We start from the raw sequence: 25,929 nt of genomic DNA on the forward strand, positions 1-25,929 counted from the left end.
AGGAAAAAAGAAAGTAACATCCACTGGCTTGCGGCAAGTACATTCCTTTCCTAACAGGGCACTGCATAAAGTCAAAGCACAAACCGCCGTTTCTGCAATTACTTAAACCTGTGCTTTTATACTCTGGGATTGCTTCGACGGCAGCCCGCATTCCCGCCGCTGTCTCGCAATGACGTAATGGGTTAAGGCGCTTCGATAAGATTTCTCACTATCGTTTGAAATGACAGGATGGGCATTTTATATAATAACAGTAAATTATAACTTCTCCAACTCTTCCAATAAATTCCTGGCTTCAATAGTACCAATAATATCACCCTTCATGTAAATATTAATGGCAGTTTTCTTTTTACTGAGCTGTAAGCGGCCTTTAAATAAGCTGCCATCGGGGCCGTAAATAAAATCTAACAATGGGTTTAAGCCTTCCTTACGGCAAACGAGTTCTTTGCCCATGAGCTTAACAATGAGTTTGAGCCTGCTGGGTTTTTCCTTTTCGGGTTCAATTTTCAAAACATAATCATTAAGCAGGCGAAACGAGATCATAGTACGAGTATTTTACATCGAAGGTAGATAAACTAATCCCTAATAGCAAAGAGAGAACTATAGGATAGGATTAGTCAGTCTGTCAAACCTTCTTTCATTATACTTCCATAAAATGTAATGACAACAGGTGGCAATTATTGCACCTGTTAAATAACTTTCGCCAATAAGCTCAAACATTTTTGAGGGTGATGACAAATCGTTATTGAAAATATATCCGGAAAAGGCAGATGTGTAAAGGCTCATAAGTGCGCCGAATATGATTGCTCCATCTACTAAAAGGTAACGCCAAAAACCCATGCCCTGCGTTTCTTGCCAAGCCTTTATAAAGTTAATATTTTGAAGATCTTCGGTTGTTAATCCTTTTCTTGGAACTATAGACTTGTTTGATTGCGCAGAGAAATAATAGGTTAAAAAGAACGGAAAGGTTATCAATAAAATTAATACGGGATTTGGGTCAATCCCCGTTATTTCATAAAAAGCATATACCAATATAGCTGTAAGTACAAGCACTTCTAAGAAATGCTTTACAAACAAATCAAACAGCTTCTCCTTCTTTATTAATTACCATTTAATTAACTCTGTCCGGCCAGTAAATAAAGCACCGCCATACGCACGGCCACGCCATTCTCTACCTGGTCTAATATGATCGACTGTTTGCTGTCGGCTACATCGCTGGTAATTTCTACGCCACGGTTAATAGGGCCGGGGTGCATTACAAGGATCTCCTTGTCGAGGTTGTCTAATATCTGCTTGTTGAGGCCGTAGAGCATGGTGTACTCACGCAGGGATGGAAAGTATTTGATGTCCTGGCGTTCTAACTGTATACGCAGCATGTTGGCTACATCGCACCAGTTAAGGGCCTTTTTAAGGTCATGCTCAACCTTCACGCCTAACGAGCCAATGTATTTTGGTATTAACGTAGTAGGTCCGCAAACCATTACCTCGGCGCCTAATTGTTTAAGGCAAAGTATGTTCGACAAGGCCACACGCGAGTGCAGAATATCGCCCACGATAACCACTTTTTTACCGGCTACATCGCCCAGCTTTTCGCGGATGGAAAAGGCATCCAGTAAAGCCTGGGTAGGATGCTCATGTGCGCCGTCTCCAGCGTTTACTATTTGGGCTTTTACATGTTTTGACAGGAAGATACCGGCACCGGCGTAAGGATGACGCATTACCACCATATCCACCTTCATGGCCAGTATGTTGTTAACGGTATCGATCAGGGTCTCGCCCTTGCTTACCGATGATGAAGAAGCTGCAAAGTTAAGCGTATCGGCCGAGAGGCGGCGTTCGGCCAGTTCGAACGATAAACGTGTGCGGGTTGAGTTTTCGAAAAAAACGTTGGCAATAGTAACATCGCGCAACGAGGGAACCTTTTTTATCGGGCGGTTAATTACATCTTTAAATGTATCTGCTGTGCTAAATATCAGCTCAATATCGTTGCGGTTTAAATCTTTTATGCCTAATAAATGTCGTGTGCTTAAGCCCATTTTTTGATTTCGGATTTCGGATATTCGATTTCGGATTTATTATCTGATATCTATCTCTGTAATTCTGTTAATTCTTAAATTCAGTAAATTCCGGTTCAGACAATTCCGACAGTAAAACTATCTTGTCTTCGCCATCGGTTTCTTTCCAGCTTACCACCACTTTTTGCGATGCAATGGAATCTACTTCGATGCCGGTATAGTCGGCTGTAACGGGTATATGGCGCGAATAGCGGCGGTCTACCAGCGTAAGCAGTTCAACCTTAGCCGGGCGACCAAAGGCCAGCATAGCGTCCATAGCGGCGCGTATGGTGCGGCCTGTCCACAGCACATCGTCCATCATGATCACGTTTTTGCCTTCGATGATAAAATCAATCTTGGTTTGATTGGGTACCAGCGGTCCCTCACGGCGGCGGAAGTCATCGCGGTAAAAGGTAATATCCAAATCGCCCTGTAAAATTGGCTTATTCAATATCAGGCGAAGTTCTTCGGCAACACGGCGCGCTAAATAAATGCCACGCGGCTGAATACCAATAAGTATAGCGTTTGAAAAGTCGTTATGATTTTCGATCAGTTGCCGGCAAAGGCGCTGAATGGTTATCTGGAATTTAGGACCATCAAGCAACGTCAAATTCTGCATCGTTTGAGTAGATTTGGGCAAAGGTATAAAAAGTTTTGTATAGCTAATACGTAAATACACATAGCTGCACGTTACACACGCAATAGTTTTGTAATTTTGTTGGCTAATTACCTGTAATGATAATTGTATCGAGTAAAGAGGGGCAGCTGTGTAACCGCCTGTTTCATTTCAGCAGTTTTATTGCCAATGCCATTGAGTATAAATACAAGCTCGTTTACCCTTGTTTTGATGAGTACGAACCATTTTTTGCAGCAACCTCTGTAGATAATTTTAATGGGTTGCCCATTAGCGTGAACATATTAAAAGGCGGTATATATAATAATCTGATAGTTAAATATCTTAACAAAATTAACCATAAGCTGCCTTTTGGTTTGGTATACCATGATATAAAGGATTATGACGAACGTAATGAAATATTTCACCTGGATGATCCCGGATTTCAGCAACTGGTGCATTCAAAAATAGTAATAGCACATGGGTGGCTGTATAGAGATGAAAATAACCTGCGTAAGCATAAGGAAGCCATAAAGAAGCTGTTTGCGCCTGTTACCATATATAAAAATGAGGCCTGTGAAGTTATTGCCAATGCCGGTGCAGAATGTGTTATAGGTGTACACATACGCCGCGGCGATTACAAAGATTTTTCGGGTGGAAGCTTTTATTACGACGATTTGGTTTATTACAAGCGAATGCTTGAGCTTGCAACGCTTATGGATGCCATGAGCAAACAATACCGGTTTATAATATGCTCAAATGAGAAGCTCGATATGGCCAGTTTTGGAAATTTACCGATAAATTTTGAGCAGCGCCATTTTGTAACCGACCTTTACACACTGGCCGCATGTGATTACATTATAGGGCCGCCAAGTACTTTTAGCTTATGGGCATCCTATTATGGCGATGTGCCGTTGTTTATGATGAAAAATAGGGAAGACGAAATTCTCTCTTTAGCTGATTTTAAGATTTATTAACCGTTTAAAGGCTGTATTTAATTAAATGCTTTAGTTTTCGCAAGAAATGCCAGCTACGGGGTAAATCGGCAGGATAAAAAAACCTGAAAGGTGTTTTTTTTAGGTTTTGATAGTATAAATATTTTAGTGGATGTTGGTTTTGATAAAACCACGGCTTGCAACTGCCGCCACCTGTAAAATGCACAATAGCAGGATTTGCAATAGCTTCATCAACACCTTTAGTTCCCTTATAATCATAGGTTGTGCTTTGAAGATTAAACCTGGGATGTAACTCCAGGAAATTTCCACTTATTATCGCATTTAAGGCATCCTGGTCCCAAAACTCGCAAAGCTCAGGTTTTGTGGAAATAAAGTGCGCCAGCTGGCGGGTTAAATGGTGTTTTCTAAAATAATCAAGATTTACTAACATAACCCCGGCATTGAAATACAGCTTATGAGCATGAATACCAAGCTGCGTTTTTTTCTCAATGCTTGCGCCCAGATCAGGAACTGCAGCTATTGGATAATTGTCGATATTGAGGTTAAACACCGAACTTAGATCATTGTTAATTAAAATATCTGTATCTAAAAATAGTACCTGTTTTACGTGTGGTAGCAACTGTGGTAACCATATTCTGAAAAAAGTAGCTGCCGAAACATGGTCGGTATGCTTAATAGGGAGTTGCGGCAGCGAGCCAGGATTGAACCCTACAAAGGAGATGGTTAACTTGCTTTTTTTAAAATGATTTTTTAAAATATTCTTACTGCCATCGCTTAAATTATCCGAAATGCAATAAACTTCAATTGGCGAAATAGCATGTTCGTTTAAAGATTGTAACATAACACACGCATGCTGTATGTAATTATCGTCGATAGTAATAGCTACGTGATATTGGTGCATGCGTTATGCTACAAATTTATATTTAGAAAAAGTTATCTGGCAGTTTCGGCAATAAGATGCTTATAGGTCCACTCAGGGGTATAGCCTTTAAAGCGGCCAATGGCTGCCAATAATTTAAAAGTTGCTTTTTTAAGCAATGTCCATTTTCCGGCTACTACATACATATCTGAGTAATGGTCTAACATTACGGCAAGGTGTAGTAAATTTGGTGCATTTTCGGCATGATTATGCCTTGCCTGTGCAAAGCTGCAGGTTACCCTGTAAAGCTGCTCTGTTTTTAATGCCGGCCTTATTTCGGTAACAACATTAAGCTCCTGAGTATTACTGGCATTCCACCATTGGTGGGCATCGCCGGGTTTTATTACCAGCATTTCGCCGGCATCATAACGTACTTTTTTCCCATTAACCAACGCTATCATACTGCCCGATTTGACAGTGATAATTTCGGTTTGTGATGGGTGTTTATGTACAAAACCGCTTTTGCGATTGCTTTCGGGGTCGGCAATGCATTTAAAACGGACATATTCTCCATCAGTTTCTTTAGCACTTTTTACTATAAAAAATGTTTTGCGGGTTAAGGGGTTGTAGATTTTATTCCCTGCAGGCATAAGATGTTGTATAAAATAATATATTGTGTAAGGCGATGCGAAACTACACAATTTGCTCAGTTAATTACTTAGTATTTATACGGTAATATTGGTTTATATGATACATACATTAGCAAAAAAGGTACCAAAAAAAAGCCTGTGCTTTGAGGCACAGGCTTTTAAAAGAGAATTATTTAATGATTAGTTTGAATCCTCGTTAGATTTGCGTGCTTTGTTTTCAGCACCTTCCATCTGCTCTTTTAATTGAGCTAATACGCTCAGATCGCCAAGGGTTGATTTCTCAACAGATTCTTTAACTTTTTTAACCGCGCTGTTAGCAGCTTTCGCTTCTTTTTTACGGTTTTCAAAGTCAGTTACTCTGGCTTCAGAACGAATATCTTCCCAAATACGTGAGTGAGAGATAACGATACGTTTGTTGTCTTTACCAAACTCGATGATTTTGAATTCGGCAGTTTCTTCAGCTTTTAAAGATTTACCGTCTTCTTTTACTAAGTGTTTGGTAGGAGCAAAGCCTTCAACACCATAAGGAAGAGCTACAACAGCACCTTTATCAGTTACTTTCAATACGGTACCTTCATGAACTGAATCAACGGTGAAGATAGTTTCGAAAGTATCCCAAGGGTTTTCTTCCAGTTGTTTGTGGCCTAAGCTTAATTTACGGTTCTCGATGTCAAGCTCTAAAACAACCACGTCTAATTTCTCGCCTACTTTAGTAAACTCGTTAGGGTGATTAACTTTTTTAGACCATGATAAATCAGAGATGTGGATCAAACCATCAATTCCGTCTTCCAGTTCAACAAACACACCAAAGTTGGTCATGTTTTTAACGGTGGCAACGTGCTGGGTACCTACTGCGTAGCGGTCACCTGCATTTTGCCATGGATCAGGCGTTAATTGTTTAATACCTAAGCTCATTTTGCGCTCTTCGCGGTCTAAAGTTAAAACTTGAGCTTCAACTTCGTCACCAACTTTCAGGAATTCCTGAGGATTGCGCAGGTTTTGTGACCATGACATTTCTGATACGTGGATCAAACCTTCAACACCTGGAGTGATTTCAAGGAATGCGCCGTAATCAGCCACGGTAACAATTTTACCTTTTACATGCGAACCTACCTGGATAGCTTCGTCAAGGTTTTGCCAAGGATGTGGAGTTAATTGTTTTAAGCCCAGAGCGATACGTTTTTTCTCGTCATCAAAGTCAAGAACAACAACGTTGATTTTCTGGTCTAAAGCCAATACTTCTTTCGGATGCTCTATGCGGCCCCAAGATATATCGGTAATGTGCAGTAAGCCGTCTACGCCACCAAGGTCGATGAATACACCGAAATCGGTAATGTTTTTAACGGTACCTTCCAATACCTGACCTTTTTCAAGGCGTGCAACAATTTCAATTTTTTGGTTTTCCAAATCGTCTTCAATCAGCACTTTGTGCGATACCACTACGTTTTTAAACTCGTGGTTGATCTTAACAACTTTGAACTCCATGGTTTTGCCCACATAGATATCGTAATCGCGGATAGGCTTGATATCAATTTGTGAACCAGGTAAGAAGGCTTCTACGCCCATTATATCAACAATTAAACCACCTTTAGTACGGCTCTTCACAAAGCCAGTGATGATCTCATCGTTAGTTAATGCATCATTAATGCGCTCCCATGATTTTTGAGTTTTAGCACGTTTGCGCGATAACACTAACTGACCGTTAGCATCTTCCTGCGACTCAACAAATACGTCAACTTCATCGCCGATCTTCAGATCAGGCATATCACGGAACTCTGACAATGATACCATACCATCAGATTTAAAACCGATGTTTAATACCACGTCTTTGTTATTGATGTTTACTACAATACCCGAGATAATTTCTCCCTGGTTAATAGAGTTGAAAGTACCATCGTACATTTGCTCTAATTTCTGACGATCTTCGTCGCTGTAGTTACCAAACTTTTTTTCGTCAGCGTCCCAGTCAAAATCTGCCTGAGGTGCAACTGCGATTTTAGATTTGATTTCATCAATTGAAATTGAATCAGCTTCTGACTCAATGTTTTCTTTTTCTGTAACAGTACCAACTGTCTCCAGTTCAGCCTGTTTAGACTTTAATTCTTTTTCTGCTTCTTGTTTTTTTGCCATTAAATAATTTGTCTCCTTTTCCCAACTCAATTGGGACTGCAAAGGTAGATATATTTTTCTTTTATAAAAAAATAAAATATGCTGATTTTGAACGAAATGTGATTTTAAATATGCAACTGTGCGGGTGCGAGGAATTGCCAATGGCATATTTAATAGGAGATATGCAAGTAAGCCTAATATTTAAAAACAAAAAGTGGCGTACTTTCATTTGCGCATCTGCTTATCCAGAATATCTGTGTATCAGTACAGCTCTTTTGACACCGCGTTCATTTCCTCCAGCTCGTGCAGGTATTGTTTAAAGCGTTTGCCCGCTACATCCTCCAGAGCCCCAAATTTATGTGTTATATAAAATAGTATAATTGATATAGCCATGGGCCCGGCCGTGTTGGTCAGCGCTTCGGCCATGGTACTGTGGTTTAATTTGCGCGGTAAAAATGATAGCGGGAACAGCAAGCCTGCCGAAAACATCATAATAAAGGCATACTTTAAAAATTTGCGGGGCTTGCTGTATACGTTTATTACCTGTTTTAAGGCTTTAGCCAGGTTAGTTTGCGAAAGATCTATTTCTTTTAACTCAATAATAGCTTTTCCTAACAAAACGAGCATTGCTACAAGTGAAAGCGCAAGTAAAACAACAGGGACGTACTCATAGCTATTTTGGTAATCGAACGGGTTGCCGGTGAGTATAGCTATGCTTATCATCAGCCATAATAGTAAAATAAAGCAACCTACAGTAAAGTGGTTTTGTACGCGTGACAACCGTGATTGCGATTTTTCGGCAATTATACTTTCTATAATGCGCTGGCTGAGTGTTTGTGAGGCTTGCAGTTTTTGATCATATTGTTGCCAGGTGGCTTTTAAATCGTCGATATTCATGGTGTTATGGTTTTAAAAGGGTTTCTAATTTTAGTTTTATGCGGTTGAGCTTTACGCCTACATTGTTTTTGGTAATGCCGGTTATATCAGCTATTTCATCGTAACTTTTCTCTTCGAGGTAGAGCATGATGATGGCTTTTTCTACAGCGTTGAGCTTAGCTATGGCCTGCATCAGTTCGTTCAATTGTTCGTTTTTTTGGTTGGGGGGATAATCGTCGGGTATGCTAAAATCCAGCTCAGAAAGTGGGTTTAACCTCGGCCGCCTGTTTTCTTTTCTGAAGTTTGATATGGCCGTGTTTAAGGCAACGCGGTACATCCAGGTTGATTGCTGAGCCTGCTGCCTGAATGCCGGGAAAGCCTTCCATAATTGCAGGGTTATCTCCTGAAACAAATCCTGCTTATCATCAGGTTCGTTACAATACAGGTTGCATACTTTATAAATTATACCCCTATGCCGGTTAAGCATATCAACAAAGGCCTTTTCCATTCAAAAGTTAATTTACACAGTAAGTCGCACAGGTTTTTAAAAACTTACATTTAGTAGTTAAGTTATTTTGTTATTGAGTGAGGTGAGGAGTTAGTATAGTTAAGTTATTAGGAGGTTATATAATATTAATGACTACTCAGTTCTAACTTACAGCTGATAACAACTTAGTAACTCAATACACCTAATAACTAATTAACCAGTAAGCCTATTTCCTCAAACACCAATAAAAATCCGGGCATAAGCGTTTCGCGGTAGCTAATAATTACTTCATTCATGGCGGCTTCCTGTTCGGGGGTGAACGGGTTGTTCCATACACGCATACAAATGCGTTTGAGGGCGTAGGCCACCTTTTCGGTTTGGGCGTAGGTATGCAGGTAGCGGTCGTTTTTAAACTTGTGTAAGAAACGGGTAAATACTTCCGGGTTTTTCATACCGCTAATGTTGAGAAAATCCTCAATTACCTCATCGTCACAATGGTCGAGGTGGTTGTAAAAGTCGTCGGCGGTAATTTGTTGGGTGGTGAGGAGGAGGTTGTCGAGTATAAGCTCGAGGGCTATATGGCCTAAAAAAAACGGTTTAACGGGCGATCCCGTGATGGCCGGTCGGAGGTGGAGTTTTAACTGGTGCGAATGTGTTGTAAAAAAGCCGGAGTTATGAAAGTGCCTGTCAACCGCCAGGTGTTTCATCCAGCCGTTGTAAATATGATGGGTTGGGCCATCAGGATAAAAATGCTTTTCGGGATGCAGGATGATGGTCTTGTCGGCGTTCTTTAACAAATCAGGCAGCACTGTACCCAACACGTGGTAGCAGTTGGTGGTATGGCGGTCAAAATAAAAGTGCGACAAAAAATTCATAGTAGAGGCGTATTGCAAAATACAGGATATTTTGCAAACGCCGAAATTTTTATCGCCTCAATTAAATGTAGAATTTATCTGCGGTGCTGGTATTGCGTAACTACGTGAGCGGGTTTTTGATGTTTGATGGCAGCATCAGCGCGATTATCGCACTTGCCCAGCAGGGTGTAAATAACAATAAAAATAACAATAGTTGAAAGGCATCCTCCGCCTAACTTTTTAGCGCCCCATCCGGCTATTAATGCTTTGAAAAAACTGTTCATGGTAAAGTGTTTTGTGCAGTAATAACCCTGGTATGCTAATATGGTTTGATTTAAGGTGTGTAAAATACTTTTACCAGCCGGTGTGAGCAGTAATCAGGTCTTCAATTTTTTCAGAAAGGAGGGTGGTAATTTGGCCAGCCTTACCATCACCAATGGTACGACCATCAATTTGCGTTACCGGCAAAATATTTTTGGTAGTGCTGGTAATAAATGCTTCTGCACAATTCCGTATATCGTCAAGCGTAACATTGCGTTCGGCCACAGTAAAACCATCGACCGTAAGGCCAAGTACCTGTTTGCGTATAATGCCATTTAATACATCGGTTCCGGTAGTTAAAACCTCGTTATTGTGCGTTACAATAAAGAAGTTAGAACGTGGGCATTCGCGCACGATGTTGTTATGGTGGTAGAGTATATCGTCGGCACCTTGTTCGCGCATTTGCGGTTGCAGCCATATGGCCATTTGATAGTCGATGGTTTTGGCCCCGGCAAACTGGCGCAGGTGAGGGTAGGTGATGAGCTTAATGCCATCGTTGTTCAAAGGTTTTACTTTGATTTCCTGCTGGGTAATGATGAGGTTGCTTTTAGCAAGCGTGTAACCATCTTCCGAAAAGCCGCCAGTAAGCGTGAGGCGTATGCCCGAATCGGGGAGGTTATTCTTGTCCATCAGCTTACGTACGCTGGCCTTCAGCTCGTCGCAGTTGTAATTAACGTTTAAGCGCATGGCTTGGGCCGAGCCGTAAAACCGATCAAGATGGTCTTCAATAAAAACAGGTGCACCGCCTATAGTTTTAAAGAAATCAAATATGGCGTAACCGCGGTGTATGGCTAAATCGCTTACCTGGAGTTTGGCATCGGCCGCGGGCATAAATTGGTTGTTGATGGCAGCGTAATACATGGTTTTATATAATAGCAATTATTGCTTTAGGTGAACGCTGTAAATATAGATGTGTTTTGATCGAATACATGTGTTTAGCAGGTATGCTTATTCTTAATCGCTTCGTTATGGGTAGTTTGCTATATTTGCCCACTTAAAATAATTGTACTGTAATGAGTTTTGTTGAAGAATTACGCTGGCGCGGCATGCTGCACGATATTATGCCCGGAACCGAGGATTTACTGAATAAAGGTACGGCATCGGGCTATATCGGGTTCGATCCCACGGCCGATTCGCTGCACGTAGGTCACTTAACGCAAATCATGACCCTCATCCACTTTCAGCGTGCGGGGCATAAGCCCTACGCGTTGGTTGGCGGTGCTACCGGCATGGTGGGCGATCCGTCGGGTAAATCGGCCGAGCGTAACTTGCTTTCTGAAGATGTATTGCAGCATAACCTGCAAAGTATTCAAAAACAGCTGGAGCAATTTTTGGATTTTGATTGCGGCCCTAACAGCGCCCAAATGGTAAATAACTACGATTGGTTTAAAGATTTTTCGTTCCTGAACTTTATTCGCGATGTGGGTAAACACATTACCGTAAATTACATGATGGCCAAAGACTCGGTTAAAAACCGTTTAAATGGCGATACGGGCATGTCGTTTACCGAATTTACTTACCAGTTGGTGCAGGGTTACGATTTTTATTACCTCTGGAAACATCATAACTGTGCCCTGCAAATGGGCGGTAGCGACCAATGGGGTAACATTGTAACCGGTACGGAGTTAATTCGTCGTAAAGATGCCGGTGAAGCTTTTGCCTTAACCACCCAGTTAATTAAAAAAGCCGACGGTACCAAGTTTGGCAAAACCGAAAGCGGTGCTGTATGGTTAGATACCGCCCGCACATCGCCCTACCAGTTTTACCAGTTTTGGTTAAATGCCAGCGATGCCGACGTGAAAAAGTTCATCCGCATATTTACGCTGTTAAATCGTGAAACCATTGAGGCCTTAGAGGCTGAGCATGATTTAGCACCACATCAGCGTGCTTTGCAAAAAGCTTTGGCTAAGGATATTACCATCCGCGTGCATGGTGAGGCGGCTTATAACAAGGCTATACAATCGTCAGAGTTTTTGTTCGGAAACACAAGTGTTGAATTTTTGAATGAATTAAGGGACACAGAAATTGTAGGGATTTTTGAAGGTGTTCCGAACTTTAAAATAAAGCGTGCTGACCTTGAAGCAGGTATCGGAGTTTTGGATTTACTTGCAGTTCATGCTAATGTTTTTCCATCGAAAGGAGAAGCTAAAAAAATGATTCAAGGAGGGGGGACTGCTATTAATAAAGTAAAAGTACCAGCTCCAGAAGAAATCTATAATACAGATAATCTTATTAATGGGAAGTTTTTAGTAGTACAAAAGGGAAGAAGAAATTATTTTTTAATTATTGCCGAATAATTTGCAAATACGACAAATGTGTTTTACATTTGGATAAATGTCGTATAGTAAAAAACATATTGATCAAAATGAGGTTCATGAACCAATGGCTGCTTACATCACCACTGATAGTGTAACCTCATTTTATAATTTGCTTACCGGCGTAAATCCCGGTAAAGCATCTTCTGATTTTGATGTTGTGCGTTTGGCCCGCCAGGGCTTGCCCAAAAAGGTATTAACCACTTTGGCGCAAAAAATCTCTTTAACCCTGCAAGAGCTTGCCGGTATTATGCATATTAACGAGCGCACTTTGCAACGTTACGATGATGATACCGTAGTTAAGACCGAGTATGCCGAAAAGGCCGTTGAACTTGCCCGCCTCTATACCCGAGGTGAGGAGGTATTTGGCTCTATGGATAAATTTAAACGCTGGATGAAAACCCCGAGCCACATATTTAAAGGTGAGTCACCGGTTTCGCTATTGGATACCTCTATAGGTTTTGATTTGGTTTTACGCGAGTTGGGCCGTATTGAGCATGGTATTTTTGCCTGAGAGATGCTGCTGTACCGTATATCAAAATGCACTTATATTAATGATTTAAGCGGCACAGGTGCCCGCCTCTACGGCGGCCGCTGGAACAATATTGGCCGCCCTATGGTTTATACGGCATCGTCGCGCTCATTGGCAGTGCTCGAAGTGCTGGTACATTTACCCCCAACCATTATCCCCGATGATTTTTGCCAGATTACCCTTGATGTGCCTAATGATGTACAGGTGCTCGACATAGATGCCCTACCTGAAAACTGGCAGGATTATCCTGAACCGTCCTTACTCAAATCAATGGGGGATGCTTTTTTAAAGTTGAACAAACATTTGCTATTAAAAGTACCATCGGCTATTGTTAAGGAGGAGTTTAATTACCTGCTTAACCCCATGCATCCTAAAGCTCATTTGGTAAAAATTGTGGAGCAAAAGGTGTTTAATTTTGATGAAAGGTTGTTGTAGGAAAGGTTTTTTTTCTCTTGAGAGGGGGAGCTTATCGCTTCGGTAGCGCTCATTGCCGCGCGGGCTACTACTTTGGCATAGCCCCAAAGTAGCAAAACGCCTATTCATCGCAATCCCTGCCACCCCACAGGCAGCTCCCGGCCGGGTGCGCTGAATGCCCCGCGCTCTTGAAAAACTGAAATCAGTTGCGCAGCAACTGATTTCACCCTTCACCACTCACCAATTGTTAATTTTTGTTAAAACAACTAAATTCTTAGTTTTTAACTAACTTCTTAGTTATATTTGTGGTGTTAAGGTTATGCAACTGTACCATAATCTAACATTAATCACTTTTAACAAACTTAAACTATATGAAACTTAAACTTTTCACCACAATTTTACTTGCTAACCTGGCTGTTGCAGCCCAGGCGCAAAAGGCCGATACTGCCCAGGTCATCGTTCATTACAAATTTACGCATGTGCGCGACACTACCGCGCGAGACAAGCCCCTGAATGAAAACATGGTGTTGCTGGTAGGGCGTAATGCAAGTGCTTATAAAAGCTACGACCGCAAACTGCGCGAGGAGCAAATGCGCAGGTCGGTAATGGAGCAGGTAAATTCCGGATCTACCAACTTTAAGCTTACCAGCCCCGGTGGACCAATGGGACCCAACATTGAATACTATCAGTATCCTAACGATAACAAATTTTATATTAATGAGCGTGTGGTAAACAACTATGTTATTGAAGAGGCTATGCCCGCCCCGGCCTGGAAAATTACTGCCGACACGAGTACCATTAAAGGCCTGGCTTGCCAAAAAGCTACCACTCATTTTAAAGGACGTGATTATACCGCCTGGTTTTGTGCTGATCTACCTTACCGCGTTGGTCCGTGGAAACTGAACGGCTTGCCAGGGCTCATTGTAGAAGCCTATGATGCTAAAAAAGAGGTCTTATTTAATTTTGATGGTTTGGAAAAGGTTGACCCAACTGCCAAAGCTACAAATGAGGCCGACCAGTTGAGTGCTACTGGCCGTACCATTATTGTTGGTGCAATGGGCGGTGATGGCAACCAAAATCCCAACGTAATAGCTTTACCTAAAAACGCCATTAAAACCACACCTAAGGAACTTAGCGAATTAAAGGAAATTATGCGTAAAGACCCGCAGGCTTTCATGCAATCGCAAATAGCAGCAATGGGTGGCGGTCGCAGCTTTTCGATGAATAGTGGAGGTGCAGCCGGTTCTCCGGTAATATCGAGCGTAAGCGTTCAACGTGCACCGGCCGGTACGGCTGCTGTGATAAATAATCCTATTGAACTACCCGAAAAAGGCGCTAAAAAATGAGAAGGGCAATAGAAATTGCCGTAGCCTGTATTTGTGCCTTGTTATGTTCTCAAAAGGGCATTGCCCAAACTATTAAGGGTACAGTTACAGATAGCCTGGGTAAGGTGGTGCCTTACGCCAATGCTAAACTCATGAAAGGTGGTAACCTAATTATAGCCTTTTCCACCAGTGATAATAAAGGTGTATACAGCCTGGCTATTCCGGCTGATGCCGATAAAACTGGGTTAAAGGTTGAAATAAGCTCCGTAGGTTATAAAAAACAAAGCAAGCCCGTAACTGATTTTGCTGTTCTGTATAACTTCAAACTATCATCAACCAATAACGCGCTTGATGCCGTTACGGTGAAAGATAAGCGGCCACGATTAAGCACACGGGGTGATACGCTCAATTACAGTGCTGCCGAATTTTCGGCCCCGCAAGATAGGGTGATAGGCGATGTAATTAAGCGCCTGCCCGGGGTGGAGATGGACGATAATGGGAAAATAAAATATAACGGTAAGGCCATATCGAGTCTGTACTTAGGCGGCGATAATTTGCTTGACGATAAGTACAACATCGCTACCAAAACTATTCCTAACGGGGTGGTTGATAAGGTGCAGATCATGGAAAATCATCAACCCATCAAAGCTTTAAAGGATAAAGTGGTAAGCGACGATGTGGCCATGAACCTCACCTTTAAAGATGATGCCAAAATGCAGATGGTAGGGCAGGGCAATGTAGGCGGTGGTTTGCCCGGAAAATACGACGGAAACGTTAACGCCATGATGTTTAAGGATAAATACAAGGCCATTAATTACATTAAAGGCAACAATACCGGTATTGATGTGCAAAATGATTTAATATCGCACAACCTGAGTGCTTACCTGAGTCGTTTGGATAATAATAAACCCAATAACTTATTAAGCCTGGGTGCGGCGGGTAACCCCAATTTGCCTACCAACCGTTATTTGTTTAACCAATCGGGTTTGGTGAACATGAACAATTTGGTGAATGTTAAAAAGGATGTGCAACTGAAAGCCAATGTATCATACCTGCATGACAGGCAACTGCAAAGCTACACCAAGGTGCGCGAAACGTATTTGCCCGACCAAACTATTCGTTATACCGAGATGCAGGATAATCGCCGCCGGCCCGATTTGCTGCATGCCCAGGCAACGCTCAACATCAATAAAACCAACTATTATCTCAACAATAACTTGGTTACCGATTATGAGAACACCGGTTCATACTCGGGTTTAAACGCTACGGGTATAAGTTCAAACCAGTCCATGAGCAATCGCCGGTTGGATTTTTCGAACGAGTTTAACCTCATGAAAACCAGTAAATCGGGGAATGTGTACGAGGGCTATTCGTACATCAACCGCCTATCGAACCCCGAACGGCGTACATTGGAGCCGGGTGTTAATCAGGATATTTTTAACAGCGGCCAACCTTATGCGCAACTGGAGCAAACGGCTAACATCCCTACCTGGTTTACCAATAATTATATGTCGTTCAGGCATCCGGATGGTAAAATTACGCAGGCGTACAAAGCAGGTTTCAGTTTGCAGTCGCAAAACCTCGAGTCGGTATTGTCAGTAGTACAAAACAGCGGCGCAAGCGTTTTGGCAAGCAGTACATCAACCAATAACTTAGACTGGTTTAAATCGAAAGTTTATGGCGAAGCTGCCTTTGAAATGCCCGGAGATAAGCTGAGGCTTACCATGCGTTTGCCGGTGAGCTTGCAAAACATCAGCTTTTCTGAAGCTAAATACGCGGTGGATAAAAAGGTAAGCCGTTTGTATTTCGACCCGCAATTTTCATTAAAATACAATACCTCTGCCGAGCAGTACGTTACTGCGGGTTACAGTTACCGTAATGATATTGGCGATATTACCCAGGCATACCGTGGCGACATACTGCTGAATTACCGTACCCTGCAAGCCAACACCGCCGATTTAAGCGAACGTAAAACACAAACGGCAATGCTGGGTTATAACTATCGTAAGGCTACCAAAATGTTTTTTTGGGGAGTTAGCGCCATGTATAACCATATAGATTTAAATAACATAACCTCGAGCCAAATTACCAATACTTTTCAGCGGCAAATTGTATTACCCTATGCTAATGATATGAATATGGTAACGTTATCGGCCAATGTGAGTAAGTATGTTTTTGCGCTGCACAGTACTTTTGCGGGAGGTTATTCGTGGCAAAACAATAAGCTCAACCAGTTTTTAAACGGTTTGCTGTTACCTTATAATACCATTGCCAACGGTATTAACGGTAGTGTGGAAACCAAGATAAGCGAAAAGATCAACGTAAGCTACAAGCTGAATGCTACCCGCACAAACAGTCGTACATCTGTACCGGGTGCAGGTACCAATGCTGTTACACAATTACAGCACCAGGGCGCTTTAAATTATAATCCAGCCAATAATGTTTTCCTTAAACTATCTGGTGATCAGTATTATACCGGGCAAGGCGTGGGGCCTGATCTGAATTATTCTTTTGCCGATTTTTCGGCCCGGTTTAAAATCAACAAGTTTAAAAGTGATATAGAATTAAACATTCTCAATATATTTGACACGAAAACCTATAGTTCGCCCCTACTTACTGCAAACAACTATGTAAATAGCGTATACACCCTGCCGGGCCGTATGGCCACTATGAAGGTGTCGTTCAACTTTTAAAAAGATATAAAAGCATTTCGCTGTTTGAAGCAACAGCGTTATCATCAGTTAATAGTTTAATATTGCTTCATAACTCCTGTTTGGCGAGCAAACAGGAGTTTCTTGTTTTGGTGGGGATGATAAAAAAACGTCATTGCGAGGAACGAAGCAATCTCTGAGCTATGTATGGCCGTTATGCCTACGCAGGGATTGCTTCGTACCTCGCAATGACGCGATGGTTTATCATAAGTTTTAAGCTACTACAAGTCGCTCAATAATTCCATTTTCTTTTGATTGTATTCCTCTTGCGAGATCAACCCGTTATCAAACAGCATTTTCAGCTTTTTGAGTTTTTCGGTCAACTCATCTGGCTTGGCTTCAACCACAGGGGACGGAGCCGGTGCAGGCGGCGGAGTAACAGGCTGCGGCGCAGGGGCGGGTGCTTCAAACACAGGTTTGGCCGGTTCTTCCGCAGGTTTTTCAACCGGGCGTGGCGGTGGCGGGGTATGCTGAATTTTTTGCAACTCCTCACGCTTGCGCTCATTTTCGCGGCACTCCTGCGAATATTGGTATAATTTACGGCCTTGTGATTTGGGCAGGTAATCAACACCCATTTCGGCACCTTGTGTAGTTTTTATGGTAAACACAGCGCCAATAATTTCTTCTTTCATGTTTACGTCGGCAATGTCTTTCCATATAAAGTCGATGAATTTTAAGGATAGGCCAAGGTTGGCCGGCGTAAAAAATAACACCCTGCGGTTGGTGATCACAATGGTATCGGGCAGGAGGTTAACCAGTGGTTTCTTCTGCGTGGCAATATATAAGGTTTCTTCGCCGGGAGGTAATAACTCTACCAAACGTGAGTATACTTTCTCAACTGCTTTAGGGTCTTGCTGGTCGTTTAAAAATTTTTCAATCATAAAAAGATGAATGTTTTAGCCAAATGTAGTAAAATTACCCCACCCAAACCCTTCCCGAAGGAGAGGGCTTAAAAAATTTTACCACACTAAATTTTTTTGAGTGAACCAGTAATTTATTATCATGCAAATAAAAGCCCTCTCCTTTGGAGAGGGTTGGGAGAGGTTACCCCACCAATAAATTACACCCTCTGATATCCGAAGCATCAAATCTGCCCAAAATCTCAAATGAGCCATTTTTATACACCTTGCCCAAATCCTGCGTGGCAATAAACGAACAGGAGTTGATGTTAGCTAAATCAATTACGTTTATGCCGCCGGTTTGGCTGGTGGCTAATGGACTGAGAGGATCGTTGGTGTCGCGGGTTTGGATGCGCATCCAGGGCGGACAGTTAAAAATGCCCTGGCCGTTGGAGTAGGCTTGCGAGAGGAGTTCGGTCATGCCGTATTCGGAGTGAATGGCATTAACCCCAAATCCGTTACATAATATGCTGTGCAATTCCTCGCGTATCATTTCTTTACGACGGCCTTTCATGCCGCCGGTTTCCATCACAATCAGTTCAGGGAAATCCATAGTAAAGAGTTCCACAAAATCTAACAGGGCAAATGTAACACCTATGAGCAGAGTAGGTGTACCCGCTTTTTTTAGCTTGGTAAGTTGCTGATGCAGTTCCTCATAGTTGTAAAGGTAAAAGCCACTGTTGGGGTGGCCTGATTGCTTGATCAGATCATCGGCCATGTAAACTAATGAGGAGCCGCCACGCTGTAAATAGGCCGGCAGCAAGGCCAGAACACAGTATTGTTTAATATCTCCATAAAACAGCTTAAACGCTGCTCTGAAGCTTTGTATGTACCAACTTACATCGGTTATGTAATGGCTGCTGGTAATCATACCCGTAGTGCCCGAACTGGTAAACGTTACCTCAGGTTCGGCATTACTGCTTACTACCGTATGCTGTTTAAAAAACTCGATGGGTAAAAACGGAATATCGGCAAGTTGAGTAACCGCATCAATATTAATCTGCAATCCATTAATAAATTGCCGGTAAACCGCGTTATTTTGAGCCTGATGCCTGAATACCTGCAAGGCTGCCTGGGTAAATTGCTGGTTATTGCTGATAGAAAATATTTGCTGCTGTTGCGGCTTTTGCATGGCGCAAAGATAACAAGGCTGCATGAGCAAGCGTTATATATTGGCAATTTGATTACAGTGGCTTTACAATCATCGTTGCCTGATTGTAAACTTTAAACGTACTGCGATGTTAGTGAAGTGACTGTATTTATACTTGTCGACAAATATTTTAAAGAAACTACCGATATGAAACTTTTTAAATTTTTAATGGTACCTGCGCTGCTGAGTGCAATGCTGGTACTGGCTTCGGCTACTGATGCCGGTAAGGAAACCGAGCGTGTTCAAAACTCCACCAAAGTGCTCACCACCTTTGCCAATATGGACGAAACTATACCCGAAGAATTGCTAAAGCAAAGCGAAGGTATAGTGGTAATACCTAAATTAATTAATGCCGGCTTTGGTATTGGCGGCAAACGTGGCAAAGGGATAGCCACCGTTAAACTGGCCGATGGCACCTGGAGTAATCCGGTATTTGTTACGCTCACAGGCGGCAGTATTGGTTTCCAGATCGGTGTACAATCGGTTGACCTGGTACTGGTGTTTAAACACAAAGGCGTGCTAACCAAGGTTAAAAATGGCGATTTCACCATTGGTGGCGATATTTCGGCCGCAGCAGGACCGGTTGGCCGTAGTTCAACTGCCAGTACCGATCATAAACTTGAGGCCGAAGTTTACTCGTACTCACGCAGCCGTGGATTGTTTGCCGGTATCAGTATCAATGGTTCAAACCTGGCTATCGATAAAACTTCGAACGCCAACTTTTACGGATCGGGCACAACCTCGCAGCAAATTTTTGAAACCAGCAAAACCGCTTCAACCGCTGTTGTGGAGTTTAAAACTGCTTTAAAAGGTTTGTAAACAGTTGCTTGTAAGTACACAGACAACGGCAAACTTTTAAATGCGTCATTGCGAGGTACGAAGCAATCTCTGAAACATGCAGTAGTGAATATCCTACGCAGAGATTGCTTCGTACCTCGCAATGACGTTTTTATATAAGCTAATCATTCTGCTAATTCTTCAATTCAGTAAATTCTGATTCAGACGGTTTTTCGAATACCCGCTTCACATACAACCCCGCCAGCGCGGCAAGCCCGCCTACCAGTCCGCCAATTAAGGCGGTAACAAACAATAGTAACAGCCAGTTGGGCAGTCCAAACAATTCAGCTACACGCTTGGCAAGCATATGGTTATTAGGTATGCTTTTAAACAAGGCAATAATTATCCACACCAAAAATATAGCCCCAAAGCCCGACCAAAATGCCTGACGTGGCCTTGTACCTGCGTACACCGACATGGCAAACGCAATAGCTGCTACCGCCCACCAGGGCAACACATAACTGGTAGCTAAACTGATAATGAATATGAGGATGAAAAGCATAATTTTTGATTTCGAATTTTTCAGTACTTAATTATTCTCTCAAAGGTCTTCAAGAGGGCTTCGCCGTTTCGGATGTTCAATTTCGGATTAGTTACTAATACACGAATGAGGCTAATTGTCTCGAATAAGTTTTCTCAACCCTAATTTGTGAAATTCGCGCCAATTCGTGTTTATTAAATTCGTCCCGTTCGTAATAATTAGTGTCTATCTTTTTTTAATGTCAATGTCGTTTTAATACGTTCTGATTTTTCACCAGCCGATTTTAAGAACAGCAGTTCGTTGAGCTTGCCTTCTTTCCAGGTTTGCAGCATGTTGGTGTAATAAAAACTGCCGGGGTTGCCCGATTGCCCACCCGGGTAAACGCCATAACCTTTAACCTGCGGCCCCATCTCTACAACCATACGCCAAGATGGTCCGGCACCGCCGCTCATGGCGTTCACTATGCCACTATTGCCACCGGTAGAAAACTCTTGAGACCCGAAACCCGGTAAATTAGCCATATGGTCAATTTTAGATGGCCTTATGGTGCCCCATTGCCAGCCTTTGCCGGGCTTGCTGTGTTTTTTAGCTAAATCGTTAACCGCCACATTAAAAGCTTCGCTCACAATATCGGCACAGGTTTCAACCGATGGGGTTTTTACATCGTCGAACCATTTGGCTTTGGGCTGGGTAAGCAGTAGTTGAATGGTACGGTCGCGGCTGGGCCAGCGTAAATCAGCGTTAGGGGAGTCAAAATCGTCTTTCCAAATCATGGAGTAAACGTTTACCCACCAGCTGTTAAAAATGCTTGCCCCAATAGAGGTGGCATCGTAACACAGGTTCCACTGCTTCAACTCAGTTAAAGCTGCGCGTTGGGTGGCGTCTAACTTGGTTGGGTCGAGGTAATTTAGCAGTGTTGGTAAAATATCATGCGCGGTGATGCTGTAATTGTCGGTTTGCAGCAGGCGTAAGCTATCTGCCGTAATATTGCTCATGGCGGCTAAGCGGTTGTTTATTCGTTTGCCACGGTTATAGTTGCCAAATTGCCAGTTTAGGTAATAAGGGTAAGTAGCATCCGTTGAAGATTGGTTGGCCGAACTCACAAAGCCGCGCGGCGGGTTTTTCACCGTTGGGTTGTGCGCTGCCGGAATCCACCCCTGCCAATCATTAGCAGCATCGGTACCGTCTAAAATAAATTTGCCCTGCTCCTTAAATTTCAGCGGATAGCGGCCGTTGGGCGTAATGGCAATATCTTTACCGGTGCTGGCAAAAATAAAGTTTTGCGCCGGTGCCGAGTAGTAGGTGAGTGCCTTGCGGTAATCATCGTAATTACTGCCCCGGTTAAGCAGGTGAAAAGCAAGCAAATCATTCGACTCATCATGGGCGATCCACCTTAGTGCCGTACCAGCAGGAACATTAACGGGCACCTTGCGCGATTTTTGCGTACTATCTTCATAAACTACCGGGCCAAAGTGGGTATAAATTACCTGCTCGGTAACATCGGGTTTGCCACGTACCTTAATCACCTCTGTGCGGCGGGTGGTTTTGTTCCAGCGGTTGTTGTACCAGTATTCGTTTTTAGTATTGTCTTTAAACTTAAGCTGATACCAGTCCAGCACATCGGCATCTACATTGGTAAAGCCCCAACTGGTTTTATTATTATAACCAATGATTACATAAGGCGAACCCGGTAGTGACACCCCGCACACATTAACGCCCGGTGCCGTAAGCTGAATTTGGTACCAGATGGATGGAAAAGTAAGATTCAAATGCGGATCGTTAGCCAGCAGCGGATAGCCCGATGCACTTTTACTACCCGACACTGCCCAGTTGTTACTGCCAATGCCTTCAACCCTGGCTTTGGGCTTGTTGCCGCTCATCATTTGTGCCTTGAAACTTTCGGATGTTTTAGGTACTGGTACTGGCGTAAAATTCCATTTGGTACCTGTGGGAATAATCGGGTCTTCCTGGTAATTATGGTCGGGGAACAAATCCTTTGTAACAGCTGCACCAAACTTATTGAGCGTGTTGGTCATCTCCAGATCGTCAGATCCACCGGCCAGGGTTTCGCTCATGAGCTTGAGGAGCAGGGCGGTGTTCAACGGTGTCCATTCTTCTGGTTTGTATCCCAACAATTTAAATTCAATAGGGTAGTTGCGTATGGTGAGGTTACGCACATACTGGTTAATACCGGCGGTGTAAGCTTCCACGGCCAGTTTGGTGCGCGGGTCTTTCATCATGCCGCGCAAGGAGTTTTCGGCACCGTAAACCATGCCGGTGCGGCGGTGGTAACGGTCGGTTTCCAAAGCATCGGGGCCAACCACTTCGGCCAAACGGCCTCCGGCGCTACGGGTTTGAATATCCATTTGCCAAAGTCGGTCGGTTGCGGTAACGTATCCTTGGGCAAAATATAGGTCGTGCTCGTTTTTGGCAAAAATGTGGGGTACCCGGTTTTCATCATAACGGATGATCACCTCATCCTGCAAACCGTCTAACTGTAAAGTTTCATCATTTTTTAAGTTTTTACTTTCGGCATTTTGCCAAAACCCCGTAGCCGGATTAATAAATCCACCCACAGGCGGCACAGGTCCAAACTTGGTTTGCAACGCCCATATAAGCACGCCCAACAGCGCAACAGAAAACAAAGCCCGGAAGATTTTCATGTAAGGTTGAACAGATATACTAATGTAGCTAAATAACCATGCTGCGCCAAATTTGTTGGTGGTTACCGATGAATGGGATTGTACTACAGGCATAAGACAATATAGGAAATGTTTATAAAGCATTTTATTCCCTCCTCGGGACGGTTAAGGCGTATCCGCTATGCCTCACCATCAACCCCTCCCAAACGGCACACTTTCCGAACTGTGAAAGATGCACCGTAGGTGCTACCTATTTATAGAAAAGTAAGCAATTTATTTGTCCCAGCGGGACTACCCTTCGTAAGCATGTATAAATAAAGGGTAGCTCCTAACGGAGCATGTTCGATTGCTAAACCAATTGCTATAAACAGGTAGCCCCGCTGGGGCATAAAACCTGTGGCTACACGGTAGTTCCCGAGTAGGGGATCAAAAGACATTAGCCTAACAGGGTACTAACGAAAGTATCAGCAGAAATTATATTAAAAATTGATGTCGTTTTGCTTAGCGAAGTATTCAAACAAACCATCCAATCCATTACTTTTGTTACTATGGCATCTACCTCGCATAAACTCACTATATACCAGCTGCTACCCCGTTTATTCGGTAATACCAACACGACCAATAAGTTTTATGGTTCGATAGAAGAAAATGGCTGCGGAAAGTTTAACGATATAACGCCCCAAGCCCTTACCGAAATAAAAGCCATGGGTTTTACCCACGTTTGGTACACCGGTATTATTGAGCACGCCACCATGACCGATTACGCGGCCCACGGCATTAAGCCCGACGACCCCGACGTGGTGAAAGGCCGTGCCGGTTCTCCCTATGCAATAAAGGATTATTACGATGTTGACCCCGACCTGGCGGTAGATGTACCCAACCGTATGCAGGAGTTTGAGGCGCTTATAATCGCGCACCCATGAGCAAGGCTTAAAGGTGCTTATCGACTTTGTGCCCAACCACGTTGCCCGTACCTACAACTCCGATGTAAAGCCCGAAGGCATACGCGATTTTGGTGCCGATGATGATGTTACGCAGGCATTCAGTCCACAAAATGATTTTTATTACATCCCAGGTGTGCCCTTTACCGTGCCGCAGGGTTACGAGCCGGGCGGTAAGGGGTTTCGCAGCCCCATGAAGGATGGTAAGTTTGATGAAAACCCTGCCAAAGGAACCGGTGATGATGTTTTTACGGCCAGCCCATCCATCAACAACTGGTTTGAAACCATCAAACTCAATTACGGGGTAGATTTTAGTGGTGGGTACCATATGCACTTTGACCCCATACCGCCTGTATGGACTAAAATGCTCCACATTTTAAGCTTTTGGGCCGATAAAGGCATTGATGGTTTCCGGTGCGATATGGTGGAATACGTTCCCTCAGAGTTTTGGGCATGGATCATACCCCAAATGAAACAACGTTACCCATCGCTTATATTCATTGGCGAAGCCTACCAAACCCATCAGTACGGTAATTACCTGTTTAACGGGCAGTTTGATTACCTGTACGATAAAGTGGGACTGTACGATGCCCTCAAACGCCTCACCCGTAACGAATGGGGTGCCAGTACCTGGCAAATAAACGCCGTTTGGAACCACCATTGTAAAGACTTTGACGAGCGCATGCTGCGCTTCATGGAAAACCACGATGAGCAGCGCATAGCCTCGCCTGATTTTGCCGGTGATGCCTGGCTGGCCGTTCCGGGAATGATCGTAACTGCTACGCTGAATACCGGCCCGGTAATGATTTACTTTGGGCAGGAAGTAGGCGAACCCGCAACCGGGGCCAGCGGCTTTAGCGGCAACGATGGCCGAACCACCATATTTGACTATTGGGGCGTACCCGAACATCAGAAATGGGTAAACAACGGTGCCTATGATGGAGGACAATTAACGGATAACCAGCGCAGCCTGCGTAGCTTTTACAGTCGCTTGCTTAATATTTGTACCCGGCACCCTGCTATTTATGAGGGCAAGTTTTATGAGCTGATGATGGGCAACGAGCGCAACGAAGGTTTTAACGAGCATATTTACACTTACCTGCGCTATACACCAACCAGCCGCATTTTGGTGATTGTTAATTTTAACCGGCACGAGCAGTATTTGCACGTAACCATGCCTTACGAATTATTGGGCGAATTTGGCCTCATGGGCGAAGCCCGCTTTACCGATCTATTGACTAACGAAGTTTTTACCGCCATTGAAATAGGCGAGGGGCTACGGGTTAAGCTACCGGCTATGGGTGGATTGATATTGAATTTTTAATGGCAAATATTAGCAACCAAAAAATCCCCGGTTTAAGGCCGGGGATTTTTAGTTTATGATGTTTTGTCGATCAAATTATTCGTGGGGTTGTGGTTTAGGTACCGGTCGGTTCATGTTTATCCAGTGGTCAACCGAAAACGCGCCCGAGCCTACTACCCAAAACACGACAAGCATCAGCAGTACCACAATTGATAGCCATAATTCGGAATTAAGGAAAGTAAACCCGCGGGCTATGTTCACAAAAAATATGGCACCCAGCAAAATAGGTATTTGTATAACCACTGCAAAGCGCGTTAATAAACCCATGGTAATGAGCAGCCCGCCCACAATGTGCACAAAGGCCACGGTGTGAATTATAGCCATTGACGTAAGCGCCGTAGAACTGAACATGCTGTTTTGCAAAATCCAATCCTGCTGCGCACCGGTTTGACTAATAAATACAATGCCCTTGCTAAAAATAATTAATCCTAATAAAACACGGATTGCGTCGAGCCATTTGGCATGATGTACATCGCCCCAATGCTCCACTTTTTGAACTACATTCATAGTGTCCTCCTTTTTTAAAGAATGTTATAATTTGGT

Annotated in this window: 26 protein-coding genes; 9 read left to right on the forward strand and 17 right to left on the reverse strand. The window is 43.2% G+C overall.

The window, feature by feature from the left end:
• Positions 1-255 precede the first annotated feature (255 nt).
• The 4 genes from QE417_RS21065 to pyrR form a co-directional block, all read right to left on the reverse strand.
• Positions 256-540 (reverse strand): hypothetical protein, encoded by a 285-nt coding sequence (locus QE417_RS21065; protein WP_311953366.1) that lies wholly within the window; start codon positions 538-540, stop codon positions 256-258.
• 57 nt (positions 541-597) lie between these two features.
• Positions 598-1,074 (reverse strand): hypothetical protein, encoded by a 477-nt coding sequence (locus QE417_RS21070; protein WP_311953370.1) that lies wholly within the window; start codon positions 1,072-1,074, stop codon positions 598-600.
• A 38-nt stretch (positions 1,075-1,112) separates the two neighbouring features.
• Positions 1,113-2,033: an aspartate carbamoyltransferase catalytic subunit gene (locus tag QE417_RS21075; RefSeq protein WP_311953373.1), complete on the reverse strand. Its 921-nt coding sequence runs from the start codon at positions 2,031-2,033 to the stop codon at positions 1,113-1,115.
• A gap of 67 nt (positions 2,034-2,100) precedes the next feature.
• Complete coding sequence (gene pyrR, locus QE417_RS21080) at positions 2,101-2,670, reverse strand: bifunctional pyr operon transcriptional regulator/uracil phosphoribosyltransferase PyrR (protein ID WP_311953375.1); 570 nt, start codon at positions 2,668-2,670, stop codon at positions 2,101-2,103.
• 116 nt (positions 2,671-2,786) lie between these two features.
• On the opposite strand from pyrR, the gene QE417_RS21085 reads away from it, so the two are divergent.
• Positions 2,787-3,641, forward strand: coding sequence for a hypothetical protein (locus QE417_RS21085; RefSeq protein WP_311953378.1), 855 nt, complete (start codon positions 2,787-2,789; stop codon positions 3,639-3,641).
• A 4-nt stretch (positions 3,642-3,645) separates the two neighbouring features.
• Here the strand turns inward: QE417_RS21085 and QE417_RS21090 are convergent, their stop codons facing one another.
• The 8 genes from QE417_RS21090 to QE417_RS21125 all read right to left on the reverse strand — a co-directional run bounded on the left by QE417_RS21090 (position 3,646) and on the right by QE417_RS21125 (position 10,637).
• Complete coding sequence (locus tag QE417_RS21090) at positions 3,646-4,521, reverse strand: glycosyltransferase family 8 protein (protein WP_311953381.1); 876 nt, start codon at positions 4,519-4,521, stop codon at positions 3,646-3,648.
• Between the two features lie 32 nt (positions 4,522-4,553).
• Positions 4,554-5,129, reverse strand: coding sequence for a cupin domain-containing protein (locus QE417_RS21095; RefSeq protein ID WP_311953383.1), 576 nt, complete (start codon positions 5,127-5,129; stop codon positions 4,554-4,556).
• Positions 5,130-5,309: 180 nt separating this feature from the next.
• The gene (gene rpsA / locus QE417_RS21100; protein ID WP_311953385.1) at positions 5,310-7,259 is read right to left on the reverse strand and encodes a 30S ribosomal protein S1; all 1,950 of its coding nucleotides are present in this window, start codon (positions 7,257-7,259) and stop codon (positions 5,310-5,312) included.
• 240 nt (positions 7,260-7,499) lie between these two features.
• Complete coding sequence (locus QE417_RS21105; protein ID WP_311953388.1) at positions 7,500-8,135, reverse strand: hypothetical protein; 636 nt, start codon at positions 8,133-8,135, stop codon at positions 7,500-7,502.
• A gap of 4 nt (positions 8,136-8,139) precedes the next feature.
• Positions 8,140-8,622, reverse strand: coding sequence for an RNA polymerase sigma factor (locus tag QE417_RS21110; RefSeq protein ID WP_311953391.1), 483 nt, complete (start codon positions 8,620-8,622; stop codon positions 8,140-8,142).
• A gap of 188 nt (positions 8,623-8,810) precedes the next feature.
• Positions 8,811-9,476, reverse strand: coding sequence for a hypothetical protein (locus tag QE417_RS21115; RefSeq protein WP_311953395.1), 666 nt, complete (start codon positions 9,474-9,476; stop codon positions 8,811-8,813).
• A gap of 74 nt (positions 9,477-9,550) precedes the next feature.
• Positions 9,551-9,739 (reverse strand): hypothetical protein, encoded by a 189-nt coding sequence (locus QE417_RS21120; RefSeq protein WP_311953398.1) that lies wholly within the window; start codon positions 9,737-9,739, stop codon positions 9,551-9,553.
• Positions 9,740-9,809: 70 nt separating this feature from the next.
• Positions 9,810-10,637: an aminotransferase class IV gene (locus tag QE417_RS21125; RefSeq protein WP_311953401.1), complete on the reverse strand. Its 828-nt coding sequence runs from the start codon at positions 10,635-10,637 to the stop codon at positions 9,810-9,812.
• Positions 10,638-10,789: 152 nt separating this feature from the next.
• Between QE417_RS21125 and tyrS the strand changes: the two genes are divergently transcribed.
• The 5 genes from tyrS to QE417_RS21150 all read left to right on the forward strand — a co-directional run bounded on the left by tyrS (position 10,790) and on the right by QE417_RS21150 (position 17,055).
• Positions 10,790-12,073 (forward strand): tyrosine--tRNA ligase, encoded by a 1,284-nt coding sequence (gene tyrS / locus QE417_RS21130; protein WP_311953404.1) that lies wholly within the window; start codon positions 10,790-10,792, stop codon positions 12,071-12,073.
• A gap of 37 nt (positions 12,074-12,110) precedes the next feature.
• Entirely contained in the window at positions 12,111-12,605 is a 495-nt protein-coding gene (gene parS / locus QE417_RS21135) for a type II RES/Xre toxin-antitoxin system antitoxin (RefSeq protein WP_311953407.1), read from the forward strand.
• A 3-nt stretch (positions 12,606-12,608) separates the two neighbouring features.
• Complete coding sequence (locus tag QE417_RS21140; protein ID WP_311953410.1) at positions 12,609-13,058, forward strand: RES family NAD+ phosphorylase; 450 nt, start codon at positions 12,609-12,611, stop codon at positions 13,056-13,058.
• Between the two features lie 350 nt (positions 13,059-13,408).
• Positions 13,409-14,383, forward strand: coding sequence for a GLPGLI family protein (locus tag QE417_RS21145; RefSeq protein ID WP_311953413.1), 975 nt, complete (start codon positions 13,409-13,411; stop codon positions 14,381-14,383).
• Complete coding sequence (locus tag QE417_RS21150; protein ID WP_311953417.1) at positions 14,380-17,055, forward strand: hypothetical protein; 2,676 nt, start codon at positions 14,380-14,382, stop codon at positions 17,053-17,055. Before QE417_RS21145 ends, QE417_RS21150 begins: the two co-directional genes overlap by 4 nt.
• Before the next feature lie 239 nt (positions 17,056-17,294).
• On the opposite strand, the gene QE417_RS21155 is transcribed toward QE417_RS21150, so the two are convergent.
• Positions 17,295-17,954, reverse strand: a complete 660-nt coding sequence (locus QE417_RS21155; RefSeq protein WP_311953420.1) for a PH domain-containing protein — start codon at positions 17,952-17,954, stop codon at positions 17,295-17,297.
• Between the two features lie 163 nt (positions 17,955-18,117).
• Positions 18,118-19,104, reverse strand: coding sequence for a LuxE/PaaK family acyltransferase (locus QE417_RS21160; protein WP_311953421.1), 987 nt, complete (start codon positions 19,102-19,104; stop codon positions 18,118-18,120).
• Between the two features lie 165 nt (positions 19,105-19,269).
• Here QE417_RS21160 and QE417_RS21165 point away from each other — a divergent pair, with 165 nt between their 5' ends.
• Complete coding sequence (locus tag QE417_RS21165) at positions 19,270-19,941, forward strand: lipid-binding SYLF domain-containing protein (RefSeq protein WP_311953424.1); 672 nt, start codon at positions 19,270-19,272, stop codon at positions 19,939-19,941.
• Positions 19,942-20,092: 151 nt separating this feature from the next.
• On the opposite strand, the gene QE417_RS21170 is transcribed toward QE417_RS21165, so the two are convergent.
• Together QE417_RS21170 and QE417_RS21175 are read right to left on the reverse strand one after the other, a co-directional pair.
• Positions 20,093-20,461: a hypothetical protein gene (locus QE417_RS21170; protein ID WP_311953425.1), complete on the reverse strand. Its 369-nt coding sequence runs from the start codon at positions 20,459-20,461 to the stop codon at positions 20,093-20,095.
• A 197-nt stretch (positions 20,462-20,658) separates the two neighbouring features.
• The gene (locus QE417_RS21175) at positions 20,659-23,196 is read right to left on the reverse strand and encodes a penicillin acylase family protein (protein WP_311953428.1); all 2,538 of its coding nucleotides are present in this window, start codon (positions 23,194-23,196) and stop codon (positions 20,659-20,661) included.
• A 434-nt stretch (positions 23,197-23,630) separates the two neighbouring features.
• Here QE417_RS21175 and QE417_RS21180 point away from each other — a divergent pair, with 434 nt between their 5' ends.
• Positions 23,631-24,005 carry a hypothetical protein gene (locus QE417_RS21180; protein ID WP_311953430.1) on the forward strand — a complete coding sequence of 125 codons (375 nt, stop codon included), beginning with the start codon at positions 23,631-23,633 and terminating at the stop codon, positions 24,003-24,005.
• 13 nt (positions 24,006-24,018) lie between these two features.
• Entirely contained in the window at positions 24,019-25,347 is a 1,329-nt protein-coding gene (locus QE417_RS21185) for an alpha-amylase family glycosyl hydrolase (protein WP_311953431.1), read from the forward strand.
• 75 nt (positions 25,348-25,422) lie between these two features.
• Here the strand turns inward: QE417_RS21185 and QE417_RS21190 are convergent, their stop codons facing one another.
• Positions 25,423-25,893, reverse strand: coding sequence for a DoxX family protein (locus tag QE417_RS21190; protein ID WP_311953433.1), 471 nt, complete (start codon positions 25,891-25,893; stop codon positions 25,423-25,425).
• Positions 25,894-25,929: the final 36 nt, after the last annotated feature.

This window comes from Mucilaginibacter terrae (genome assembly GCF_031951985.1).
Classification (GTDB): Bacteria; Bacteroidota; Bacteroidia; order Sphingobacteriales; family Sphingobacteriaceae; genus Mucilaginibacter; species Mucilaginibacter terrae_A.

Bases quoted from the DNA above. Each gene is read 5' to 3' on its own strand.
- QE417_RS21110 (WP_311953391.1), bottom strand. From the start codon at position 8,622: ATGGAAAAGGCCTTTGTTGATATGCTTAACCGGCATAGGGGTATAATT.
- QE417_RS21090 (WP_311953381.1), bottom strand. From the start codon at position 4,521: ATGCACCAATATCACGTAGCTATTACTATCGACGATAATTACATACAG.
- QE417_RS21065 (WP_311953366.1), bottom strand. From the start codon at position 540: ATGATCTCGTTTCGCCTGCTTAATGATTATGTTTTGAAAATTGAACCC.
- QE417_RS21180 (WP_311953430.1), top strand. From the start codon at position 23,631: ATGGCATCTACCTCGCATAAACTCACTATATACCAGCTGCTACCCCGT.
- QE417_RS21120 (WP_311953398.1), bottom strand. From the start codon at position 9,739: ATGAACAGTTTTTTCAAAGCATTAATAGCCGGATGGGGCGCTAAAAAG.
- QE417_RS21125 (WP_311953401.1), bottom strand. From the start codon at position 10,637: ATGTATTACGCTGCCATCAACAACCAATTTATGCCCGCGGCCGATGCC.
- QE417_RS21105 (WP_311953388.1), bottom strand. From the start codon at position 8,135: ATGAATATCGACGATTTAAAAGCCACCTGGCAACAATATGATCAAAAA.
- QE417_RS21165 (WP_311953424.1), top strand. From the start codon at position 19,270: ATGAAACTTTTTAAATTTTTAATGGTACCTGCGCTGCTGAGTGCAATG.
- QE417_RS21085 (WP_311953378.1), top strand. From the start codon at position 2,787: ATGATAATTGTATCGAGTAAAGAGGGGCAGCTGTGTAACCGCCTGTTT.
- QE417_RS21095 (WP_311953383.1), bottom strand. From the start codon at position 5,129: ATGCCTGCAGGGAATAAAATCTACAACCCCTTAACCCGCAAAACATTT.
- pyrR (WP_311953375.1), bottom strand. From the start codon at position 2,670: ATGCAGAATTTGACGTTGCTTGATGGTCCTAAATTCCAGATAACCATT.
- tyrS (WP_311953404.1), top strand. From the start codon at position 10,790: ATGAGTTTTGTTGAAGAATTACGCTGGCGCGGCATGCTGCACGATATT.
- QE417_RS21155 (WP_311953420.1), bottom strand. From the start codon at position 17,954: ATGATTGAAAAATTTTTAAACGACCAGCAAGACCCTAAAGCAGTTGAG.
- QE417_RS21150 (WP_311953417.1), top strand. From the start codon at position 14,380: ATGAGAAGGGCAATAGAAATTGCCGTAGCCTGTATTTGTGCCTTGTTA.
- QE417_RS21170 (WP_311953425.1), bottom strand. From the start codon at position 20,461: ATGCTTTTCATCCTCATATTCATTATCAGTTTAGCTACCAGTTATGTG.
- QE417_RS21160 (WP_311953421.1), bottom strand. From the start codon at position 19,104: ATGCAAAAGCCGCAACAGCAGCAAATATTTTCTATCAGCAATAACCAG.
- QE417_RS21115 (WP_311953395.1), bottom strand. From the start codon at position 9,476: ATGAATTTTTTGTCGCACTTTTATTTTGACCGCCATACCACCAACTGC.
- parS (WP_311953407.1), top strand. From the start codon at position 12,111: ATGTCGTATAGTAAAAAACATATTGATCAAAATGAGGTTCATGAACCA.
- QE417_RS21075 (WP_311953373.1), bottom strand. From the start codon at position 2,033: ATGGGCTTAAGCACACGACATTTATTAGGCATAAAAGATTTAAACCGC.
- QE417_RS21140 (WP_311953410.1), top strand. From the start codon at position 12,609: ATGCTGCTGTACCGTATATCAAAATGCACTTATATTAATGATTTAAGC.
- rpsA (WP_311953385.1), bottom strand. From the start codon at position 7,259: ATGGCAAAAAAACAAGAAGCAGAAAAAGAATTAAAGTCTAAACAGGCT.
- QE417_RS21145 (WP_311953413.1), top strand. From the start codon at position 13,409: ATGAAACTTAAACTTTTCACCACAATTTTACTTGCTAACCTGGCTGTT.
- QE417_RS21175 (WP_311953428.1), bottom strand. From the start codon at position 23,196: ATGCCTGTAGTACAATCCCATTCATCGGTAACCACCAACAAATTTGGC.
- QE417_RS21190 (WP_311953433.1), bottom strand. From the start codon at position 25,893: ATGAATGTAGTTCAAAAAGTGGAGCATTGGGGCGATGTACATCATGCC.